Source organism: Microbacterium tenebrionis (assembly GCF_020682665.1).
Lineage (GTDB): Bacteria > Actinomycetota > Actinomycetes > Actinomycetales > Microbacteriaceae > Microbacterium > Microbacterium tenebrionis.
This window is the reverse complement of sequence record NZ_JAGTTM010000005.1, coordinates 129,349-146,645: the sequence shown is the minus strand read 5'-3', so window position 1 is coordinate 146,645 and position 17,297 is coordinate 129,349. Positions and strand designations below refer to the sequence as shown.

20 protein-coding genes and 1 pseudogene are annotated in these 17,297 nt (G+C 65.1%); 10 read left to right on the top strand and 11 right to left on the bottom strand.

The window, feature by feature from the left end; translation table 11 throughout:
* Nucleotides 1–259 precede the first annotated feature (259 nt).
* Nucleotides 260–577, top strand: coding sequence for an ArsR/SmtB family transcription factor (locus KEC56_RS12380; protein WP_175986986.1), 318 nt, complete (start codon nt 260–262; stop codon nt 575–577).
* Nucleotides 574–1,530 (top strand): arsenate reductase/protein-tyrosine-phosphatase family protein, encoded by a 957-nt coding sequence (locus KEC56_RS14080; protein ID WP_227531180.1) that lies wholly within the window; start codon nt 574–576, stop codon nt 1,528–1,530. Before KEC56_RS12380 ends, KEC56_RS14080 begins: the two co-directional genes overlap by 4 nt.
* Here the strand turns inward: KEC56_RS14080 and KEC56_RS12370 are convergent.
* Entirely contained in the window at nt 1,512–1,700 is a 189-nt protein-coding gene (locus KEC56_RS12370; RefSeq protein ID WP_308013016.1) for a winged helix-turn-helix domain-containing protein, read from the bottom strand. The two genes, KEC56_RS14080 and KEC56_RS12370, sit on opposite strands and share 19 nt — an antisense overlap.
* A gap of 3 nt (nt 1,701–1,703) precedes the next feature.
* Between KEC56_RS12370 and KEC56_RS12365 the strand changes: the two genes are divergently transcribed.
* Nucleotides 1,704–2,162, top strand: coding sequence for a hypothetical protein (locus KEC56_RS12365; protein ID WP_227531189.1), 459 nt, complete (start codon nt 1,704–1,706; stop codon nt 2,160–2,162).
* Between the two features lie 32 nt (nt 2,163–2,194).
* Here KEC56_RS12365 and pstB read toward each other — a convergent pair whose 3' ends face one another.
* The 6 genes from pstB to KEC56_RS12335 all read right to left on the bottom strand — a co-directional run bounded on the left by pstB (nt 2,195) and on the right by KEC56_RS12335 (nt 7,620).
* On the bottom strand, nt 2,195–2,965 hold the full coding sequence (gene pstB / locus KEC56_RS12360) for a phosphate ABC transporter ATP-binding protein PstB (RefSeq protein WP_120776991.1): 771 nt from the start codon (nt 2,963–2,965) through the stop codon (nt 2,195–2,197).
* Nucleotides 2,966–3,074: 109 nt separating this feature from the next.
* Entirely contained in the window at nt 3,075–3,989 is a 915-nt protein-coding gene (gene pstA / locus KEC56_RS12355) for a phosphate ABC transporter permease PstA (protein WP_175986990.1), read from the bottom strand.
* Nucleotides 3,989–4,951: a phosphate ABC transporter permease subunit PstC gene (pstC, locus tag KEC56_RS12350; RefSeq protein ID WP_227531179.1), complete on the bottom strand. Its 963-nt coding sequence runs from the start codon at nt 4,949–4,951 to the stop codon at nt 3,989–3,991. The genes pstA and pstC overlap by 1 nt, the downstream gene beginning before the upstream one ends.
* Nucleotides 4,952–4,977: 26 nt before the next feature.
* The gene (locus tag KEC56_RS12345) at nt 4,978–5,943 is read right to left on the bottom strand and encodes a PstS family phosphate ABC transporter substrate-binding protein (protein ID WP_227531178.1); all 966 of its coding nucleotides are present in this window, start codon (nt 5,941–5,943) and stop codon (nt 4,978–4,980) included.
* A gap of 164 nt (nt 5,944–6,107) precedes the next feature.
* Nucleotides 6,108–7,310 (bottom strand): MFS transporter, encoded by a 1,203-nt coding sequence (locus KEC56_RS12340; protein ID WP_227531177.1) that lies wholly within the window; start codon nt 7,308–7,310, stop codon nt 6,108–6,110.
* On the bottom strand, nt 7,279–7,620 hold the full coding sequence (locus KEC56_RS12335; RefSeq protein ID WP_227531187.1) for an ArsR/SmtB family transcription factor: 342 nt from the start codon (nt 7,618–7,620) through the stop codon (nt 7,279–7,281). The genes KEC56_RS12340 and KEC56_RS12335 overlap by 32 nt, the downstream gene beginning before the upstream one ends.
* Before the next feature lie 83 nt (nt 7,621–7,703).
* Here KEC56_RS12335 and KEC56_RS12330 point away from each other — a divergent pair, with 83 nt between their 5' ends.
* Nucleotides 7,704–9,005 carry an FAD-dependent oxidoreductase gene (locus KEC56_RS12330; RefSeq protein WP_227531176.1) on the top strand — a complete coding sequence of 434 codons (1,302 nt, stop codon included), beginning with the start codon at nt 7,704–7,706 and terminating at the stop codon, nt 9,003–9,005.
* 68 nt (nt 9,006–9,073) lie between these two features.
* Here the strand turns inward: KEC56_RS12330 and KEC56_RS12325 are convergent.
* Nucleotides 9,074–9,986, bottom strand: a pseudogene (locus tag KEC56_RS12325) (IS5 family transposase); the annotation flags it as partial.
* 46 nt (nt 9,987–10,032) lie between these two features.
* The gene (locus KEC56_RS12320) at nt 10,033–10,434 is read right to left on the bottom strand and encodes an arsenate-mycothiol transferase ArsC (protein WP_175987002.1); all 402 of its coding nucleotides are present in this window, start codon (nt 10,432–10,434) and stop codon (nt 10,033–10,035) included.
* A gap of 126 nt (nt 10,435–10,560) precedes the next feature.
* Here KEC56_RS12320 and trxB point away from each other — a divergent pair, with 126 nt between their 5' ends.
* The 5 genes from trxB to KEC56_RS12295 are packed head-to-tail and all read left to right on the top strand — an operon-like array spanning nt 10,561 to nt 14,380.
* Nucleotides 10,561–11,538, top strand: coding sequence for a thioredoxin-disulfide reductase (trxB, locus tag KEC56_RS12315; RefSeq protein ID WP_227531175.1), 978 nt, complete (start codon nt 10,561–10,563; stop codon nt 11,536–11,538).
* Nucleotides 11,535–11,861: a thioredoxin gene (gene trxA / locus KEC56_RS12310; RefSeq protein ID WP_175987006.1), complete on the top strand. Its 327-nt coding sequence runs from the start codon at nt 11,535–11,537 to the stop codon at nt 11,859–11,861. Before trxB ends, trxA begins: the two co-directional genes overlap by 4 nt.
* Complete coding sequence (gene arsB / locus KEC56_RS12305; RefSeq protein WP_175987008.1) at nt 11,858–12,949, top strand: ACR3 family arsenite efflux transporter; 1,092 nt, start codon at nt 11,858–11,860, stop codon at nt 12,947–12,949. Before trxA ends, arsB begins: the two co-directional genes overlap by 4 nt.
* A 2-nt stretch (nt 12,950–12,951) precedes the next feature.
* Nucleotides 12,952–13,947, top strand: a complete 996-nt coding sequence (locus tag KEC56_RS12300; RefSeq protein WP_227531174.1) for a metalloregulator ArsR/SmtB family transcription factor — start codon at nt 12,952–12,954, stop codon at nt 13,945–13,947.
* Nucleotides 13,948–13,972: 25 nt separating this feature from the next.
* Entirely contained in the window at nt 13,973–14,380 is a 408-nt protein-coding gene (locus KEC56_RS12295) for an arsenate reductase ArsC (RefSeq protein ID WP_175987014.1), read from the top strand.
* 68 nt (nt 14,381–14,448) lie between these two features.
* Here the strand turns inward: KEC56_RS12295 and KEC56_RS12290 are convergent, their stop codons facing one another.
* A complete protein-coding gene (locus KEC56_RS12290; RefSeq protein ID WP_227531173.1) occupies nt 14,449–15,966 on the bottom strand; it encodes a SulP family inorganic anion transporter in 1,518 nt (505 codons plus the stop codon).
* A gap of 194 nt (nt 15,967–16,160) precedes the next feature.
* Here KEC56_RS12290 and KEC56_RS12285 point away from each other — a divergent pair, with 194 nt between their 5' ends.
* On the top strand, nt 16,161–16,535 hold the full coding sequence (locus KEC56_RS12285) for a MerR family transcriptional regulator (protein ID WP_175987085.1): 375 nt from the start codon (nt 16,161–16,163) through the stop codon (nt 16,533–16,535).
* Between the two features lie 49 nt (nt 16,536–16,584).
* Here the strand turns inward: KEC56_RS12285 and KEC56_RS12280 are convergent, their stop codons facing one another.
* Nucleotides 16,585–16,791: a hypothetical protein gene (locus tag KEC56_RS12280; protein ID WP_175987019.1), complete on the bottom strand. Its 207-nt coding sequence runs from the start codon at nt 16,789–16,791 to the stop codon at nt 16,585–16,587.
* Nucleotides 16,792–17,297 lie beyond the last annotated feature (506 nt).

Below are 17,297 nucleotides of genomic sequence, written 5' to 3'. Positions count from 1 at the left end.
GGCTACCTCAGCGACGTCCCACCCGCCGAGTTCGAGCAGACGTTCTATGCTGGCCAAACCACCACCGACCACCTGGTGGGAATCAAATAGCGCGAGTCTCCATCAGACCCAGGGCGCTTCAGTATCGACACTCTGCCAACGTCACGCGACCGAGGCGAGAGGTGACGTGCTCGACCCAGATCCGCCGCCTTCGGCAGCCTGACTTGACGTCGCTGGCCGACACAGATTCGCACTCCTGCCGAGCCGTAGACTCGACTGCATGTCCTCTCAACCCGGAGCCAAGCCGCGCGTGGGCGCTGCTTTGGATCGGGGAGCCGCTGAAGAATTGGCACGCACGCTGAGAGCGGTCGCTGACCCCACACGTCTGCAGATCCTCAGCATCATTCTCGGATCCGTTGACGAGCGCGCGACCGTCGGTCAGCTTGCAGATTCGCTGGGATTGCGGCAGCCGACCGTCACACACCACGTCCGAATCCTGCTCGACGACGAATTCCTCACCCGGCAGCAGGATGGAAAGCTCGGCTGGCTGTCAGTGAGCCCTTCGCGACGCAGCGCAGTTGAGGACTTCCTCCGGTGAATGATCGCTCGGCACACCGCGTCGGTCGACCACTGGACGAGCAGGCAGCGCGAGATCGCGCGGCGCAGGTCTCGGTGCTGGGCAACCCCGACACCCTGCGGGTCCTCAGTGCCATCGTGTCCGAAGTGCCGATCGGTGACGTCCCTGTCGAACTGGCGCTCGATGCTGGGGTAGTCGATGCGGCGCTCACGTCGCTGCGGATGACAGGGCTGATTCGTGACTCCGACGGAGTGACGACGCCGACGGTCGATGCCTGGGTGAGATTCGGGCGTCTGCTGGCGAGCGAGTCGATACAGCCAGCCGCCCCGGCGCCTGCAGCCACCGCGCTCCCACCCGGCGTAGCCACGATCGTCTCTGATCTCGCCTATCGGTTCAATTCGACTTTCAGTCGTGAGACGGTCGCCAGCTACGTCGCACAGAGCTTTCTGCTTCTGAGCCAGCGGGCTCGTGTGCGCGAACATTTGCTGACGATGACGGCACGGTATGCGGCTGATCGCCTCGATGCTCTCGCGACCGCACAGGGGTTGAGCCTGAGGGATACTCCGGAAGTGCTCTTCGTCTGTGTGCAGAATGCGGGGCGATCGCAGATGGCCGGGGCGTTCCTGCGGCATCTGTCGGGCGGGAAGGTGCACGTGCGAACGGCAGGTTCGTCGCCTGCGGAGACCTCTCATCCGCGGGTCGAGGTGGCACTGGCCGAGGTGGGTGTCGAGCTCTGGGGTGAGTTCCCTAAGCCGCTCACGGAGGACGTGGTGCGCGCCGCTGACTACGTCATCACGATGGGTTGCGGGGATGCGTGCCCGGTTTTTCCGGGCCGCCGATACATGGAGTGGGACCTCGCAGACCCGCTCGAGCTCGATGACCAAGGGCTTCGCGTCGTGCGCGACGATATCCGCAGGCGCGTACTGGGGCTTCTCGTTGAGCTGAGTATTGAGCCTCAGGACGCGAGCCGGTAGCCGGCGACGCGGACCGTCTCGATGAGCGCCTGCGCAGGAGCAAAGTTCGCCAGACGCGCACGCAACTTCGTCATCGCAACCCGCACTGAGGCGTGAGGGTCCTCCAGATCGGATCCGAAGGCGAGAGCAAGCGTATCGATGCTCACGCTCTCCGGATAGGCGCGGACGATCTGATGCAGCAGCTCGAACTCCCGCGGCGGAAGCAGGAGTGCATGGTCCCGCCAGCGGAGACTCCGGTGCGGGACATCGAGGGTCAGTTCTCCGAAGCGGAGCGAGCGATCCTGCGGTCCCGTTCTCGGGTGCAGACGAGCCACTTCGCGCAGGCGATCAGGCGTGATGGGAAGGCGAACGGTGCCGCGCAATCCGGCCCGGATCGCGACTTCAATCGTTGCAGTTTCGGTGCTGTCGGAGACGCCGAGAAAGATCGAACCTCCACAAACCGGCTCAGCGATCTGCACGATGGCGGCAAGCCTCTCGAACGACTCGCCACCGGCGAGGATGAGAGAGGACTCGTAGTCGTGCGCCAGATCGGCGAGTGCGTCAACGATCTCGGTGTGCACCGTAATGGGAACGCCAGCATGTCGGAACTCAGCGAAACTCCCGCGGAGGATATCCACGCTGCGCCCGTGTAGAACGAACCGCGGATCACCGCCAGAGGGAGAACTCATCCGAACCGTCCGCTGATGTAGTCCTCGGTGCGCTGGTCCTGTGGCTGTTCGAAGATGTTCTTGGTCAGGTCGTACTCGACGAGGACTCCTGTGCGGTCTCCGGTGGTCTCGTCTGCTAGGGCGGTGAAGAAGGCGGTGCGGTCTGCCACGCGTGCTGCTTGCTGCATGTTGTGCGTGACGATGATGATCGTGTAGTCCTTGCGCAGCTCGTGCATGAGGTCTTCGATCCGCGAGGTAGCGATCGGATCGAGCGCGGAACACGGCTCGTCCATGAGGATCACGTCTGGTTGCACCGCGATGGTGCGCGCGATGCAGAGGCGCTGCTGCTGACCGCCGGAGAGACCGAATGCCGACTGCTTGAGCTTGTCTTTCACCTCACCCCAGAGCGCTGAGCGGGTCAGCGCTTCCTCGACGAGATCGTCCATGTTGTCGACCTTCATCCCGGTGACGCGAGGGCCGTAGGCGATGTTGTCGTAGATCGATTTCGGGAACGGGTTGGGCTTCTGGAACACCATGCCGATGCGTCGTCGAACCTCGATGGGGTCGACACCCTTCGCGTAGATGTCCTCCTCCTGGAAGATGACATTTCCTTCGACGCGTGCGCCGTCGACGAGGTCGTTCATGCGGTTCAGGGACCGCAGAAGGGTGGATTTACCGCAACCCGAGGGGCCGATGAGCGCGGTGATCTCGTTGCGTCCGAACTCGAGGTTCACGCCGGTGACGGCGCGGAAGTCGCCGTAGTAGACGTTGACGTCTTCGCAGCGGATGAGTCCGCTGGGCGTTTCGGCAACCCGACGCGATTCCGCGGCGTGGAAGTGTGTGTGCGCTGCCGGTGCGGCGTCGCCCGTGGAGGTGCTCGTGGAGGTGCTCATGGGTTTACCACCGTTTCTGGAACTTGTTGCGGATGAAGATGGCGAGGGCGTTCATCAGGATGAGGACGGCGAGCAGGAGCAGGCTCGTGGCGCCGGCGAGCTCATGGAATCCCTCCTGCGGGCGTCCGGTCCAGTTAAAGATCTGGATGGGGAGCGTGGTGTAGCCGCTGAGCAGACCGTTCGGATCGAAGGTGATGTAGACGAGCGCACCGAGGACGAGCAATGGGGCTGCTTCGCCGAGGGCTCGCGAGAGGGCGAGGATCGAGCCGGTGGCGATACCCGGGACCGATGCCGGCAGCACCTGCCGCCACGTCGTCTGCCATTGCGTGGCCCCCAACGCCAGCGACCCATCGCGAATCTCGCGGGGCACCGCACGCAGCGCCTCCCGGGTGGCAATGATGATGACCGGGAGGATGAGGAGCGTCAGCGCGAACGCGCCGCCGATGACGATGTTCTTGTTGGTGACTCCGAGCATCGACAGGAACGCGAGAGCGAGGAGGCCGTAGACGATCGACGGGACGGCGGCCAGGTTCTGCACGTTGAGTTCGACGAACTTGTTGAACCAGCGTTTCCGGTCGGCGAACTCCTCGAGGTGCACGGCGGCCGCGATACCCAGAGGTAGCGTCATCACCGCCGTGGTGCCGATCGCCCAGACCGAACCGAGGATCGCCGGACGAGCACCCGCCTCCTCCGGGTCCGCGGAGGGGAAGTTCGTCACGAGGTTCCAGGTGAGCTTGTTCTGGCCGGTGACGAAGATCGTGATCAGCAGGGTGATGAGCACCGCGAACGCGATGAAGAGCGACAGCCACAGGAGCATGAGGAAGATCAGCGCCGTGGGGCGCATCTCGCCGTTTCGTCCGGTATTCAGCGGCCGTGTCGCTTGAATGACGCGCCCTGGAGCGTGGGTCGATGCGGACATCAGTAGGCCTCCCGGAATCGGCGAACGAAGCGGATGCTGATGAAGTTGATGAGCAGGGTGATCAGGAACAGCAGTAGCCCGACCGCGAACAGGGTGTTGTACTCCAGGCTTCCTACACGGGAGTCTCCGAGTGCGGCGTTGGCGATGAAGCCTGTCATCGTCTGGCCTTGCTCGAGTGGATTGCTCACCAGCTGCGCCTGGCTACCGGCCGCGATCGCGACGATCATCGTTTCTCCGACAGCGCGGGAGATTCCGAGAACAACAGCGGCGACGATTCCCGACAGCGCGGCGGGGAACACGATGCGCAGAGTGGTCTGCATCCGGTTGGCGCCGAGAGCGGCGCTTCCCTGACGGAGTGCGCCCGGTACGGCGGACATGGCGTCTTCGGCGATCGAGGCGATGGTGGGGATGATCATGACTCCCATGACGAGTCCGGCGGCGAGGACGCTGAATGCGCCGGTGGGGAGCTGCAGCCAGTCTCGGAGTACGGTGCCTTGCACGAACTGGAGGGCGAAGAACCCGTAGACCACGGTCGGGATGCCCGCGAGGATCTCGAGCAACGGCTTCAGGACTTTCCGGAACCGTGGTTTCGCGTACTCGGCCAGGAGGATGGCCGCTCCGAGGCCGAAGGGCACGGCGACGAGGAGGGCGATGACCGTGGTCCACAGGGTTGCGGTGACCAGGGGCAGGACGCCGAAGGAGGCGTCGGCGAACCGGGGAGCCCAGCGTGTTCCGAAGAGGAACTCGAACGGTGAGACTTCGGCGAAGAAGCTCAGCGAGGGGACCAGGAGCGCGATGACGATGCCCACGGTGGTGATGACCGTGATGGCCGCGGCGAGGCGCAGGCCGAGCTTGATGAGGAACTCGCCGGGTCTGCGGCGTCCCGCGAAGGAGGAGGAGGAGGAGGGTGAGGGGGCCCGGCCGATTGCCGGGCCCCCCTGCCGCTCAGCGACGGTGGTCATGAGCTGCTTTCTTTGATCGAGCGTGTTCAGCCGAGCGAGGCGAGCTCGTCCGCGGCGGTGGTGACCTGCTCCTCGGTGAGGGGCACGAACAGGGCGCGCTCGGCGATGTCGAGGGAGTTGTCGACGTAGAAGTCGACGAATGCCTTCACCGGCTCCTTGTCGACGTAGGAGGCGTTGTTGACATAGATGAACAGCGGGCGGCCGAGGGGGGTATAAGTGCCGTCCTGGACGGTTTCGGTGCTCGGCATCACGCCGTCGACCGCGACAGCCTTGATGACGCCCTCGTTCTCTTCGACGTAGCTGAGGCCAAGGAATCCGATGGCCCCGACATCGCCGGCGACGCCCTGGATGGTGATGTTGTCATCCTCGGACGGGCTGTAGTCGGTGCGAATCGCGCCCTCTTCGCCGTTGATTGCGTCGGTGAAGTAGTCGAACGTTCCCGAGTCGGTGCCTGCGCCGAACAGCGTGATCGCCTGGTCGGGGAAGCTGGAGTCGACCTGGTTCCAGTTCGTGATCTCGCCTTCGGCTTCCGGGCCCCAGATCATGTTCAGCTGCTCGACCGAGAGGTCTTCGGCCCAGTCGTTCTCCGGGTTGACGATGACGGAAAGCCCGTCGTTGGCTGCGATGATCTCGGTGTATTCGATGCTGGCGGCCTCGCACTCGGCGGCCTCTTCGTCCTTGATGGCGCGGGAGGCGTTGGAAATATCCGTCTCTCCTGCGCAGAAGACCTTGAATCCTCCGCCGGTGCCCGATGTGGCGACGGAGACGTTCACTCCGGCCTCCGCGTCGCGGAACAGGTCAGCTGCGGCTTCCGTGAGCGGGGCGACTGTCGACGATCCGTCGGTGTTCACGGAGCCGGTCATCCCGCCCGATCCTTCACCGGAGCCGGCGGACTCGCCTGCGCTCGGCTGGCCACCACAGGCGCTCAGCGCGAGAGCGCCGATGACGACTAGTGCAGTGGACGCGAAGATCTTTGCTGTGGTCTTTCGCACGATTGCTTCCATTCATCTCAGGTGTTCGGGTGCCAGGCAGCCGATAAACCGCCTCGAATAGATGGTTGTCTATCCGACGTATTGATAGAAGGTCATCTATGTGAACGTGAGGTGAACGGACGCGGAAGAACTCCCGCAGCTTGCGGGCGTCAGGGGTCGGAGACTCAGGAAAAGCGAGCGAAGGCGACGGAGAGCGCCGCGAGTCCGACGGCGATGAGAGCCATGGCGGAGTAGGAGCCGGTGGCCACTGCGAGGAGCGGACCGAGTGCGGGGCCGAACGCCCCGATCAGCGTGATCGGCGCAGCAAAGACGCCGTTGATGGCGCCGTAGTTGTGGGTACCCCAGCGGTCCGCGACGGCGGAACCTTGCACAAGGGTCTGAGCACCTCGCACGGCGCCGGCAACGATTCCGATGGAGATCAGTAACCATGGGGGCCCGGGAACTAGCGCCAGGAGTGCGAGTGAAGCAACGCTGAGGCCAGCGGTGGCGGTGAGGGGAACCCAGGGTGCGACAGTGTGCGGGATGGCGACGTAGAGCAGCCGTCCGATCACCTGGCCCGCCCCGAGGAACCCGAGGGCCCAGGCGGCGAGTTCATAGCTCATGCCCTTCTCGGTGAACAGCGGGATGAGGGCGAGGGTGACGCTGAACAGCGCGGCCGCGAGGGTGAGCATGGACAGCTCGAGCATCCAGAAGCGGCGGGTGCGCACCACGGTGCTTACCGTGTGCACCTCTGTGGTGTTGTTATGCGGGGCGGGTGACCAGGAGCGCTCGAGGCTGAACCAGTGCAGGGGCACGGTGGTGAGGAGCAGAAAGCCAGCAAGGATCAGGAACATGGCGCGCCAGTCGATGACCCCCAGAAGGCCGGCGACGATGGGAGCGAAGATGGTGGACGCGAGCCCGCCGGCTAACGTCAGAATCGTCATCGCGCCGCGGCGTCGAGCCCCGTGCCGACGGGCGATGACGGTGAACGCGGCCTGGTAGAGCACCGCCGATTGCGCAACACCTGCGATCACCCACCCGATCGTGAAGACCGCCAGATCTGGTGCGAAGGCGACGACCAGGAGCCCGATGGGGCCGACGATGCTGCCGACGGTCATGATGAGGCGGGGGTCTCGCTCGTCGAGCCACTTACCCACGAACACCCCAGCGGCGGCGGATGCGACCAAACCCGAGGAGAACGACAGGGTCACCAGGGCGACGGGCCAGCCCGTGTCATCCGCGATCGCGGGGGACGCAACGATCAGCGCATAAAACAGGATTCCCCAGCTGATGACACCTGCCCCACCGAAAGCGCAGCCAATCGTCCGCCCAGGCGGGGCGGAGCACCCACTGCACTCACACCCCGCGGAGGGCGTCGGCAGCGGCATCCATCGCGTCGACGTTGAGAGCGAAGTACGCCCACTTGCCGCGCTGTTCGCGCGTGACAAGTCCAGCATCCGCCAGGAGCTTCATGTGGTGCGAGACGGTGCCCTGCGAGAGGCCGACCGGCTCGGTCAAGTCGCAGATGCATGCCTCCCCGCCTGCTCCGGCGGCAATGAGGGACAGTAGCCTGACGCGCGTGGGGTCACCGAGTGCTTTGAACACACGCGCGACGCGGTCGGCCTCCTCGGCGGTCAGCGCGGACGTGATTCGCGGGACGCAGCAGGCAGTCGCTTCGATTGTCGTTGGCAGGCTCACGGGTCTAGTCTGGCACGTATTGACAATCTTCGATAGATCGGCGACAGTCGTCATATTGAAGATTCTCGATTTGAGGAGATGTGATGTCTGAGCTTCCTGTCGTCGTCATCGGAGCAGGCCCGCAGGGTCTGGCCGCCGCGGCGCATCTTGTCGAACGCGACGAGAACGTCGTCGTTATCGAGCGCGGGCACGGTCCTGCGGCTGCCGTCTCCGAGTGGGGGCACGTGCGCCTGTTCTCGGCGTGGCCGGAGCTCACGGACGCAGCTGCGCGCCGCCTGCTCGAGCCGACGGGGTGGAGCGCACCTGCGTCGGGGTACCCGACCGGATCAGAGTGGGTCAGCGAGTACCTAGTGCCGCTCGCAGACGCCTTCGGTGCGCGGATCCACTACGCGACGACCGTTACCGGAGTTGCCCGTCAGGGCCGCGACAAGGTCGTCGACGCAGGCCGCAAGAGCCAGCCGTTCGTCGTGCACACCGTCGATGCCGGCGGCACCGAATCCCGACTCCTCGCCCGTGCCGTCGTCGACGCGAGCGGCACCTGGAGTCTTCCCAATCCTGCCGGGGCAGACGGCTTCCCGGCCCTCGGCGAAACCGCAGCGTCCGAGTTGATCTCGTACCGTATCCCGGCCGATGTGTCGGACCTCGCCGGTTCGCATGTCGTGGTCGTCGGAGCGGGGCACTCCGCCACGCACGCCGTGCTGCGTCTGAGCGAGCTCGCCCGCCGGTCGCCGGGAACCCGCGTGACCTGGCTGCTGCGCAGAGGGAGCGCCGCGAACGTCTTCGGTGGCGGCATCGGGGACGAGCTGCCAGAGCGCGCCGCGCTCGGCTCCCGCGCACGCAAGGTGATCGACGACGGGGTCGTCGACCTGGTGACAGGATTCCGCGTCGCCGAGTTCCAGCAGGGCGCCGACGGTCTGACAGTCGTCGCCGAAGATGGGCGCGAGGTGCCGAATGTCGGGCGCGTCTTCGCACTCACGGGCTTCCGCCCTGACACCGGGATGCTGCGAGAACTCAGGATCGACCTCGATCCCACTCTCGAGGCGGTCGCAGGAATCGCATCCGAGATCGATCCGAACATCCACTCCTGCGGATCGGTGTCGGCAACCGGCGCGAGAGAGCTCGCGCAGCCGGAACAAGGGTTCTTCATCGTCGGAGTGAAGTCCTACGGCCGAGCCCCGACCTTCCTCGCCCTGACCGGCTTCGAGCAGGTCCGTAGTGTCGCCGCGCACCTCGTGGGCGATCACGAGGCAGCCGGCCGGAACGAACTCACCCTCCCCGACACCGGTGTGTGTGGCGGATCCGGTGACTTCGATGACAACGCAGGTAGCTGTTGTGCTGCCCCCGCGACCCTCCAAATCGGGGCGCGGCCCGTCGCCGTCGGCTGATTGCAACTCCTGAGGGGTGGGGTTCCGAGTGGAGCCCCACCCCTCAGTGTCCAGGGCGTGTCTCCTAATAGGCGGGCCCAGGTGAGGATGGCGCAGAGGGTGACGCCGGCGCGGTAGGTGATGGCGAGTTTGTCGAAGCGGGTGGCGATGCCTCGCCATTGCTTGGCGAGGGCGAAGTACCGCTCGATCACGTTGCGGCCGCGATAAGCGTCCGTGTCGAGCCCGTAGGGTCTCCCACCACGACTGCCGCGGCGTCTGCGTGCGGCGATCTGGTCCTTCTTGTCTGGGATGACGGCCTTGATCCCACGGCGGCGCAGTTCCGTCCGGATGACCCCGGTCGCGTAGGCACGGTCGGCGATCACGGCATCCGGTCGGGTCCGCGGCCGGCCCTGACCGATTCGGGGAACCCGGATCTCGCCGAGCACGTCGGCGAGCATCGCACCGTCGTTGCGCTGCCCGCCGGTGACGATCATCGCCAGCGGGCGGCCGTGCCCGTCGACGGCCTGGTGGATCTTCGTGGTCAGCCCGCTGCGGGAGCGGCCGATGCCGTGACCGGGCGGCTCAACCGCGAACCACGGCAGGTTCTTGTGATTCGATCCCGCCCCCTGTGTCCTGCTCCGGACGGGTCGTGTTCGTCGCATGCTGATGCGCACGTGCGATCGTCGCGTCGATCGACACCGCCCAATCTACCTTCCCGGCCGCGTCGGCGTCTGCGAGGATCCGCACGAGAACGCGATCCCAAGTCCCGTCGCCGGCATACCGACGGTGTCGTTTCCACACCGTCTGCCACGGACCGAACGGCTCACGCGGCAGATCGCGCCAGGGAATCCCGGTACGGAAACGGTAGGCGATGCCCTCCACGACGCGGCGATTGTCACCGAACGGGCGGCCACGACGACCCGAGTTCGACGGCAGCAACGGCTCGATCCGCTCCCACTGCTCGTCCGTGAACACCCGATACCGCGACCCCGTCGACCTCACCCCACCAGCATCCCGCGCGCCTCACCAAACATATAGGAGACACGCCCTAGCTGACGATCCGAGCCGCCAGACCGCGCACCTTCGCGTCGATAGCGTCGCGGAGCTCGCGCACGCCGTCGGCTTCCCAGTTCGACGGATCCGGGAACGACCACTCGACCAGATCTCCGCGAACCGCGCCCGGCAGCGGGAGGTTCGGCTTCATCAGGACCACGACATCGGCCGCCTCAAGATCGTCTGTCGTCACCGCGCGCGGCGTGGCCGCCGACGTGTCAATTCCGAGTTCGTGCAGTGATTCCGCGATGGCCGGGTTGATCGTCTCCGCTGGGCTGATTCCCGCACTCGTCGCTATCAGCCGCTCATCACCGACGTGCCCGAGGAGGTGAGCACCGAGTTGGGAGCGCCCCGCATTGTGCTTGCATATGAACAGAACCGTCTTGGGCTGGGTCATCTCTCGTCCTCTGGTTTCTCGACTGTTTCGGCTGCGTCACCCGCATGATCTGTTCATCAGATGACGAGCAGGTGAACTCCTTCAACGAAGGTTGCGGTCGGTATCGATAAATGTCAATATAGACACATGTCGATTCAAGCGGTTGAACTGGTCATCATCGGATCAGGCCCTGCGGGATACACCGCGGCCGTCTACGCCGCGCGGGCAGGTCTCGCCCCCGTGGTCCTTGCCGGTTCCGTGACTGCCGGCGGCGCGCTGATGACCACGACGGAGGTGGAGAACTTCCCCGGTTTCGTTGACGGCGTGCAGGGGCCCGAGCTGATGGAGTCGATGCGCGCACAGGCGGAGCGCTTCGGCGCCCGCATCCTCCTCGACGACGCGGTTGTGGTCGATCTCGACGGCCCGACCAAGACGATTGAGACGGGCTCTGGAGAGACGTTCCTCGCGCGCGCCGTGATCTTGACGATGGGCTCCGCGTATCGCAAGCTCGGCATTGCCGACGAGGAACGCCTTACCGGCCGCGGCGTCTCCTGGTGCGCCACCTGCGACGGCTTCTTCTTCCGTGAGCAGGAGATCGTCGTGGTCGGTGGCGGAGACTCTGCGATGGAGGAGGCACTGTTCCTCACCCGCTTCGCGTCGAAGGTCACCGTCGTACACCGCCGCGGTGAGTTCCGCGCCTCGAAGATCATGGCGCAGCGCGTATTCGACCACCCGAAGATCGAAGTCGTCCGGAACAGCGAAGTCGCAGGGCTCGTCGGCGCCGAGAAGGTCGAAGCAGTCACACTGCGCAACACCGTCACCGGCAACGAGCAGCAGCTGCCAGCCACCGGAGTTTTCGTCGCCATCGGCCACGACCCGCGCTCCGAGATCGTCACCGGCCTCGTCGACACAGATGCCGATGGCTACGTCCTCGTCGATCACCCCTCCACCCGCACGAACCTCGCAGGAGTCTTCGCCGCCGGCGATCTCGTCGATCACACCTACCGGCAGGCGATCACCGCCGCAGGCACCGGGTGCGCCGCAGCACAAGATGCCCAGCACTACCTCGCCGCGCTTGACGAGGCCGCACCAGTCTTGACCGAGGCTGAGGAGGTCTTCGCATGAGCGCGCCCATCACCGTCACCGATGCCACCTTCCAGGCCGAGGTCCTCGACTCCGAGATCCCCGTCGTCGTCGACATCTGGGCCACCTGGTGCGGGCCCTGCAAGCAGGTCGCACCCATCCTTGACCAGCTCGCCGCCGAATACGACGGGCGCGTGAAGATCGTCAAGCTCGACGCCGACCAGAACCCCGAGACCGTGACTGCGGTCGGAGTCACCTCCATCCCCACCCTCGGCTTCTACACGGGAGGCACGCGCGTCGACATGCTCATCGGCGCCCACCCGAAGCCCGCCATCGCAGAGAAGTTGGAGGCGCTCGTCGCATGAGCACCGCAACCGTACCCACCACCGCCCCGACCACGCGCCGCCTGTCGACCCTCGACCGGTGGCTGCCACTCTGGATCGGCCTGGCCATGGTCTGCGGCATCCTCATCGGCCGCTTCATCCCCGGCGTCTCCGACCTCCTGGCCAGCCTCGAAGTCGGCGGCATCTCGGTGCCGATCGCACTGGGGCTGCTGGTGATGATGTACCCGGTCCTGGCGAAGGTTCGCTACGACAAGGTCGCCGCCGTCACCGGAGACAAGAGACTCCTCATCTCCTCCCTGGCACTCAACTGGCTCGTCGGCCCCGCACTGATGTTCGCCCTCGCCTGGGCGTTCCTGCCCGACCTGCCCGAGTACCGCACCGGCCTCATCATCGTCGGCCTCGCTCGCTGCATCGCGATGGTCGTCATCTGGAACGACCTCGCCTGCGGCGACCGCGAAGCCGCAGCAGTGCTCGTCGCCATCAACTCCGTCTTCCAGGTCATCGCGTTCTCGCTCCTCGGCTGGTTCTACCTCACCGTCCTCCCCGGCTGGCTCGGACTCGACTCGCAGGGCCTGGACATCTCGATCGGGCAGATCGCACTGAACGTGTTGATCTTCCTCGGGATACCCCTCATCGCCGGATTCGCCTCCCGTTTCATCGGGGAGCGCACGAAGGGACGCGACTGGTACGAGGACCGTTTCCTGCCGAAGATCGGCCCCTGGGCCCTCTACGGTCTCCTGTTCACCATCGTGCTGTTGTTCGCTCTTCAGGGCGAACAGGTCACCAGCCGCCCCTGGGACGTCGCTCGGATCGCACTCCCATTGCTGGCGTACTTCTCGATCATGTGGTTCATCGGCCTCTTCACCGGCAAAGCGCTGGGGCTCGGATACGCCCGCTCGTCGACGCTCGCGTTCACCGCAGCGGGCAACAACTTCGAACTCGCCATCGCCGTCGCCATCGGCACATTCGGCGCCACATCCGGCCAGGCCCTCGCCGGAGTCGTCGGCCCGCTCATCGAAGTACCGGTTCTCGTCGGACTCGTCTATGTCTCTCTCTGGGCAGCCCGCCGCTGGTTCCACACCGATCCATTCACCGCCGAAAGGATGTAGACATGAACGCCATGCTCACCACCGAAGGCGACACCTGCAGTCCCGTCGCCAGCCACGCCATAGGCGTCGACGCGGCCACCTCGGTCGCCTCGACTCTGAAGGCGTTGTCGGATCCGCTCCGTCTTCGAATGCTGTCCGCCATCGCGTCGGACCCCCGCGGGGAGTCCTGCGTCTGCGACCTCGCCGAACTCGCCGACGTCGCCCAGCCGACGGTCTCTCACCATCTGAAGGTGCTCAAGGACGTCGATGTCCTCACCTCTGAGAGGCGTGGAACCTGGGTCTGGTATCGGATCAACCCGAACCGCCGCAGCGCCGTCACGGCCTTGCTGGAATCCTTTGCGCCCGCGACGCTCGCCCCATGGAGTGTCGCCGATGACCACCACGATGAGCCACGGCCAGATTTCGACGCGCGCGTGACCCACCTCGCGGATGAACTCGCCGCGGAAGTCACCGAGCTGGATCCCAACGTCGTGCTCACCATTGTCCGTGAGTCCTACATAGCCCTCGCGCGGACCGCACGAGTCACGTCAGCACTCGTGCCTTTGACCGAGCGCTTCGCGCGTCAACGACTCGCCGACCTCACCCGCGACCGCGATGCATCGGTCCCGCAGGTGCTCTTCGTCTGCGTTGCCAACGCCGGACGTTCGCAGCTCGCCGCCGCGCTCGTCAACAAGCTCGCTGCCGGCAAGGTCATCGCTCGCTCGGCGGGGTCTGCTCCCGCCGACGTCATGCACCCGCACGTCCGTTCGATCCTCGCTGAAATCGAAGGCGACCTGGCCGCTGAGCGCTTCCCGAAACCACTCACAGACGATGCCGTCCGCGCGGCCGACGTCGTCATCACGATGGGCTGCGGCGACGTCTGCCCAATCATCCCCGGGGTCCGTTACGACGACTGGGCCGTCGGAGACCCGGCCCTCGCCTCGCGCGACGGCGTCGCAGCCATCCGCGACGACATCGCCGGACGCGTGCGCGCGCTCGTCGACGATCTCCTCCCTTGACCAACCCTTCTCACCAGGAGCAACCATGACTGACACGACCACCAAGCCTTCCGTCCTCTTCGTCTGCGTGCACAACGCCGGACGCTCGCAGATGGCCGCAGGATTCCTGCGCGACATCGCCGGAGACCGTGTTGAAGTCCGCTCCGCCGGCTCCATGCCCGCCGACCAGATCAACCCAACCGCCGTCGAGGCAATGCAGGAACTCGGCATCGACATCACCGCCGAGCAGCCCAAGGTGCTCACGACCGAGGCCGTGCAGGCATCCGACGTCGTCATCACGATGGGATGCGGTGACGCATGCCCGTTCTTCCCCGGTAAGCGCTACGAGGACTGGAAGCTCGACGACCCGGCCGGCCAGGGTATCGACGCTGTACGCCCCATCCGCGACGACATCCGCGCGCGCATCGAGCAGCTGGTCAGCGAACTGGTCTGAATCAGACCGGTGCCTGCCGGGGAGGGGGTCGCCTCATGGCAGCCCCCTCCCTCTCCCGCTTCAGGGGCTCAGTGCCCGGCGCCGAGATTGCCGGTGAGGCGGCCGTGGAAGGCTGCCGCGGTGTCATTCAGGCCTTCAATGGTGACGTTTTTCCCGTGGTGTTCGTACTTGGTGACGATCGCATCGAGGGCAGCGACCGTGGAGGCATCCCAGACGTGAGATCGGCTCATGTCAATGACCACGGTGTCAGGGTCCTCGGCGTACTCGAATTGCGTGGTGAGGTCGTTGCTGGAGGCGAAGAACAGTTCTCCGTCGACGGCGTAATGCGCTGCGTCACCCTCGTCGCTGAGCACGCGGGTGACGCTCACGAAGTGAGCGACGCGACGCGCGAACATGATCATCGCAGCGATCACACCGAGGATGACGCCGACCGCGAGATTGTGCGTCCAAACGGTCGCAATGACGGTGATGAGCATCACGGCGGTCTCGCTCTTGGGCATCCGCTTGAGAGTGCCCCAGCGGATGCTGTGCCAGTCGAACGTGGCGATCGAGACGACGACCATGACGGCAACAAGCGCCGCCATGGGGATGATCGCAACGACGTCGCCGAGAGCGAGGATCAGCACGAGCAGGAAGACTCCGGCGAGGAAGGTCGAGATGCGGGTCCGGGCGCCGGAGGCCTTGACGTTGATCATGGTCTGGCCGATCATCGCGCAACCCCCCATGCCGCCGAACGCTCCCGAGAGGATGTTCGCGGCTCCCTGGCCGAGTGCCTCGCGGGTCTTGCGCGAGTGGGTGTCGGTGATGTCGTCGACGAGCTTCGCGGTCATGAGCGACTCGAGAAGGCCGACGACGGCCATGGCGAGAGCGTAGGGGGCGATGATCTGCAGAGTCTCCAAGTTCAGCGGCACGTTCGGGATGAACAGCTCCGGAAGGCTCTGGGGGAGCTCGCTCTGATCGCCCACGTTTGGGACGTTCCAAGCGAAGACGACGACGGCAGCGGTGAGCAGCACGATCGCGACGAGCGGCGCCGGGACGACCTTCGTGATGCGCGGCATGAGGAACATCACCAGGAGTCCGACTGCCACGAGCGGGTAGACCAGCCAGGGCACGTCGAAGAGCTGGGGAAGTTGGGACGTGAAGATCAGGATCGCCAGGGCGTTCACGAACCCGACCATCACCGAGCGCGGGATGAAGCGCATCAGCTTGGCGACGCCGAGGAGGGCGAGGACGATCTGGATGAGCCCGCCGAGAAGAACAGTGGCGATGAAGTAGTCCATGCCGTACTCGCGGGCCACCGGCGCGATGACGAGCGCGATCGCGCCGGTCGCTGCGGTGATCATTGCGGGGCGGCCACCGAGGAACGCGATCGCGACCGCCATGATGAACGACGAGAACAGGCCTACGCGCGGGTCGACGCCCGCGATGATCGAGAACGCGATCGCCTCCGGGATTAGGGCGAGTGCGACGACGAGACCAGCGAGGACCTCACGGGTGAGGAGGCGCGGGCTGCGCAGCGCCTGCATGACGGTGGGTTCGATGCGATAACGCGACGCGGAGTCGCGGGTGGGGGTGACGGCAGTCATGTGCCCTCCGGGTGGTGGGCTCTCTCGTGAGAGCGCGGGAAACGAATGGGAGCGCAGCGGTGCGCAGGCGTCGGTCAGGCCGACGCGAGAAGATGAGGGGTGGCGGCGCGAGAACCGCGCCGCGTGCAACTCTAACGTGACGTGAGTGTTGCGAGGAAATCGATTGAAGGTGGCCGTTGGGCAACGACGAAACCATGCGCATCGGTGAGGTCACCGAACGTACATCCCTGTCTCTCCGTACCCTCCGGCACTGGGAAGATGCCGGCCTCGTCGCGCCATCCGCGCGCACCGAAGGAAATTTCCGGCTCTACACGGAGAAGGATGTCGAACGACTGCTGCTCATTCGTAGGATGAAGCCTCTCGGGTACACCCTCGACGAGATGCGCGAGTTACTGGACGTCGTCGATGCTCTGGCCGTGACCCCCGACAGTTCTTCTCTGCGTGCCCGTCTCGACGACATCAGAGAGGGTGCGCGGGTTCGACGAGAGAAGCTCACTGAACAACTCGCAATGGCCGACGAGTTCGTGGGATTGCTCGGTCGCCTGTCGTTAGGAACGCCACTTCCTTAGCCCACGTTCACCTGAGTTCGGAAGCAGCCGGCTCGGACGGTGAGGATTTTCAAGCGCGGCCAAGATCGTCAATCTGAGAACCCTCGACGAGCCTGTCGAGTGCATCGACCACTTCATCATCAACGCTCATCCACGAACGCCAACCCGGCTCGTCTTTATGCAGAACGCGCTCTTCGTCGCGGTAGATCCGAGAGACAGTTCCGTCGACATCGAGGACGAGAAGTCCGCGTCCGGATTGCCGGTCTGACGATGGCACTGCTGTCGGCTCCTTCGGGTCATCGTGGGCTCAGGGCGGAGCCGTCTCAGAGCGAAGCTTCCCAGGTTGTGATTGTGAGCTCAAGCCGGTCATCCTTATTTCGAGCAGCGGTGCCTATGGCACCGTTGCGGGCGTTTCATTCCGCGTCGATCCATTGCTCGGACAACCTCACGTGAACCTCTGGATGGCGCAAGATGTAAACGGGAGGCGATGACGATGAATCTCTACCTGGTGAGGAACCCTGACGGCGTACCTGTCTGGGTTGCATTCGAGTCACGCACACGTGCCCGCAGGCGGGCTTGTCGATACGAAGTATCTGCAGGTCGTGAACTACTCATCGCTGAAGGTGGGGCAGCGGATCGTCGTGACCGCAGACGACGCCCGAAACGCAATCCGACAGGCGATGATCCTTTGCTCTATCTTGGCTGGAGAGGACCCCTCGGATCTCGCCTGACCGAAACACCGAGACACGCTCGTCGCAGATTCTGACAACTCGGGTGAGACAA

Bases quoted from the DNA above. Each gene is read 5' to 3' on its own strand.
- KEC56_RS12380 (WP_175986986.1), top strand. From the start codon at position 260: ATGTCCTCTCAACCCGGAGCCAAGCCGCGCGTGGGCGCTGCTTTGGAT.
- KEC56_RS12365 (WP_227531189.1), top strand. From the start codon at position 1,704: ATGCAGCAGCTCGAACTCCCGCGGCGGAAGCAGGAGTGCATGGTCCCG.
- pstA (WP_175986990.1), bottom strand. From the start codon at position 3,989: ATGTCCGCATCGACCCACGCTCCAGGGCGCGTCATTCAAGCGACACGG.
- pstC (WP_227531179.1), bottom strand. From the start codon at position 4,951: ATGACCACCGTCGCTGAGCGGCAGGGGGGCCCGGCAATCGGCCGGGCC.
- KEC56_RS12340 (WP_227531177.1), bottom strand. From the start codon at position 7,310: ATGCCGCTGCCGACGCCCTCCGCGGGGTGTGAGTGCAGTGGGTGCTCC.
- KEC56_RS12330 (WP_227531176.1), top strand. From the start codon at position 7,704: ATGTCTGAGCTTCCTGTCGTCGTCATCGGAGCAGGCCCGCAGGGTCTG.
- KEC56_RS12320 (WP_175987002.1), bottom strand. From the start codon at position 10,434: ATGACCCAGCCCAAGACGGTTCTGTTCATATGCAAGCACAATGCGGGG.
- trxB (WP_227531175.1), top strand. From the start codon at position 10,561: ATGTCGATTCAAGCGGTTGAACTGGTCATCATCGGATCAGGCCCTGCG.
- trxA (WP_175987006.1), top strand. From the start codon at position 11,535: ATGAGCGCGCCCATCACCGTCACCGATGCCACCTTCCAGGCCGAGGTC.
- arsB (WP_175987008.1), top strand. From the start codon at position 11,858: ATGAGCACCGCAACCGTACCCACCACCGCCCCGACCACGCGCCGCCTG.
- KEC56_RS12300 (WP_227531174.1), top strand. From the start codon at position 12,952: ATGAACGCCATGCTCACCACCGAAGGCGACACCTGCAGTCCCGTCGCC.
- KEC56_RS12295 (WP_175987014.1), top strand. From the start codon at position 13,973: ATGACTGACACGACCACCAAGCCTTCCGTCCTCTTCGTCTGCGTGCAC.
- KEC56_RS12290 (WP_227531173.1), bottom strand. From the start codon at position 15,966: ATGACTGCCGTCACCCCCACCCGCGACTCCGCGTCGCGTTATCGCATC.
- KEC56_RS12285 (WP_175987085.1), top strand. From the start codon at position 16,161: ATGCGCATCGGTGAGGTCACCGAACGTACATCCCTGTCTCTCCGTACC.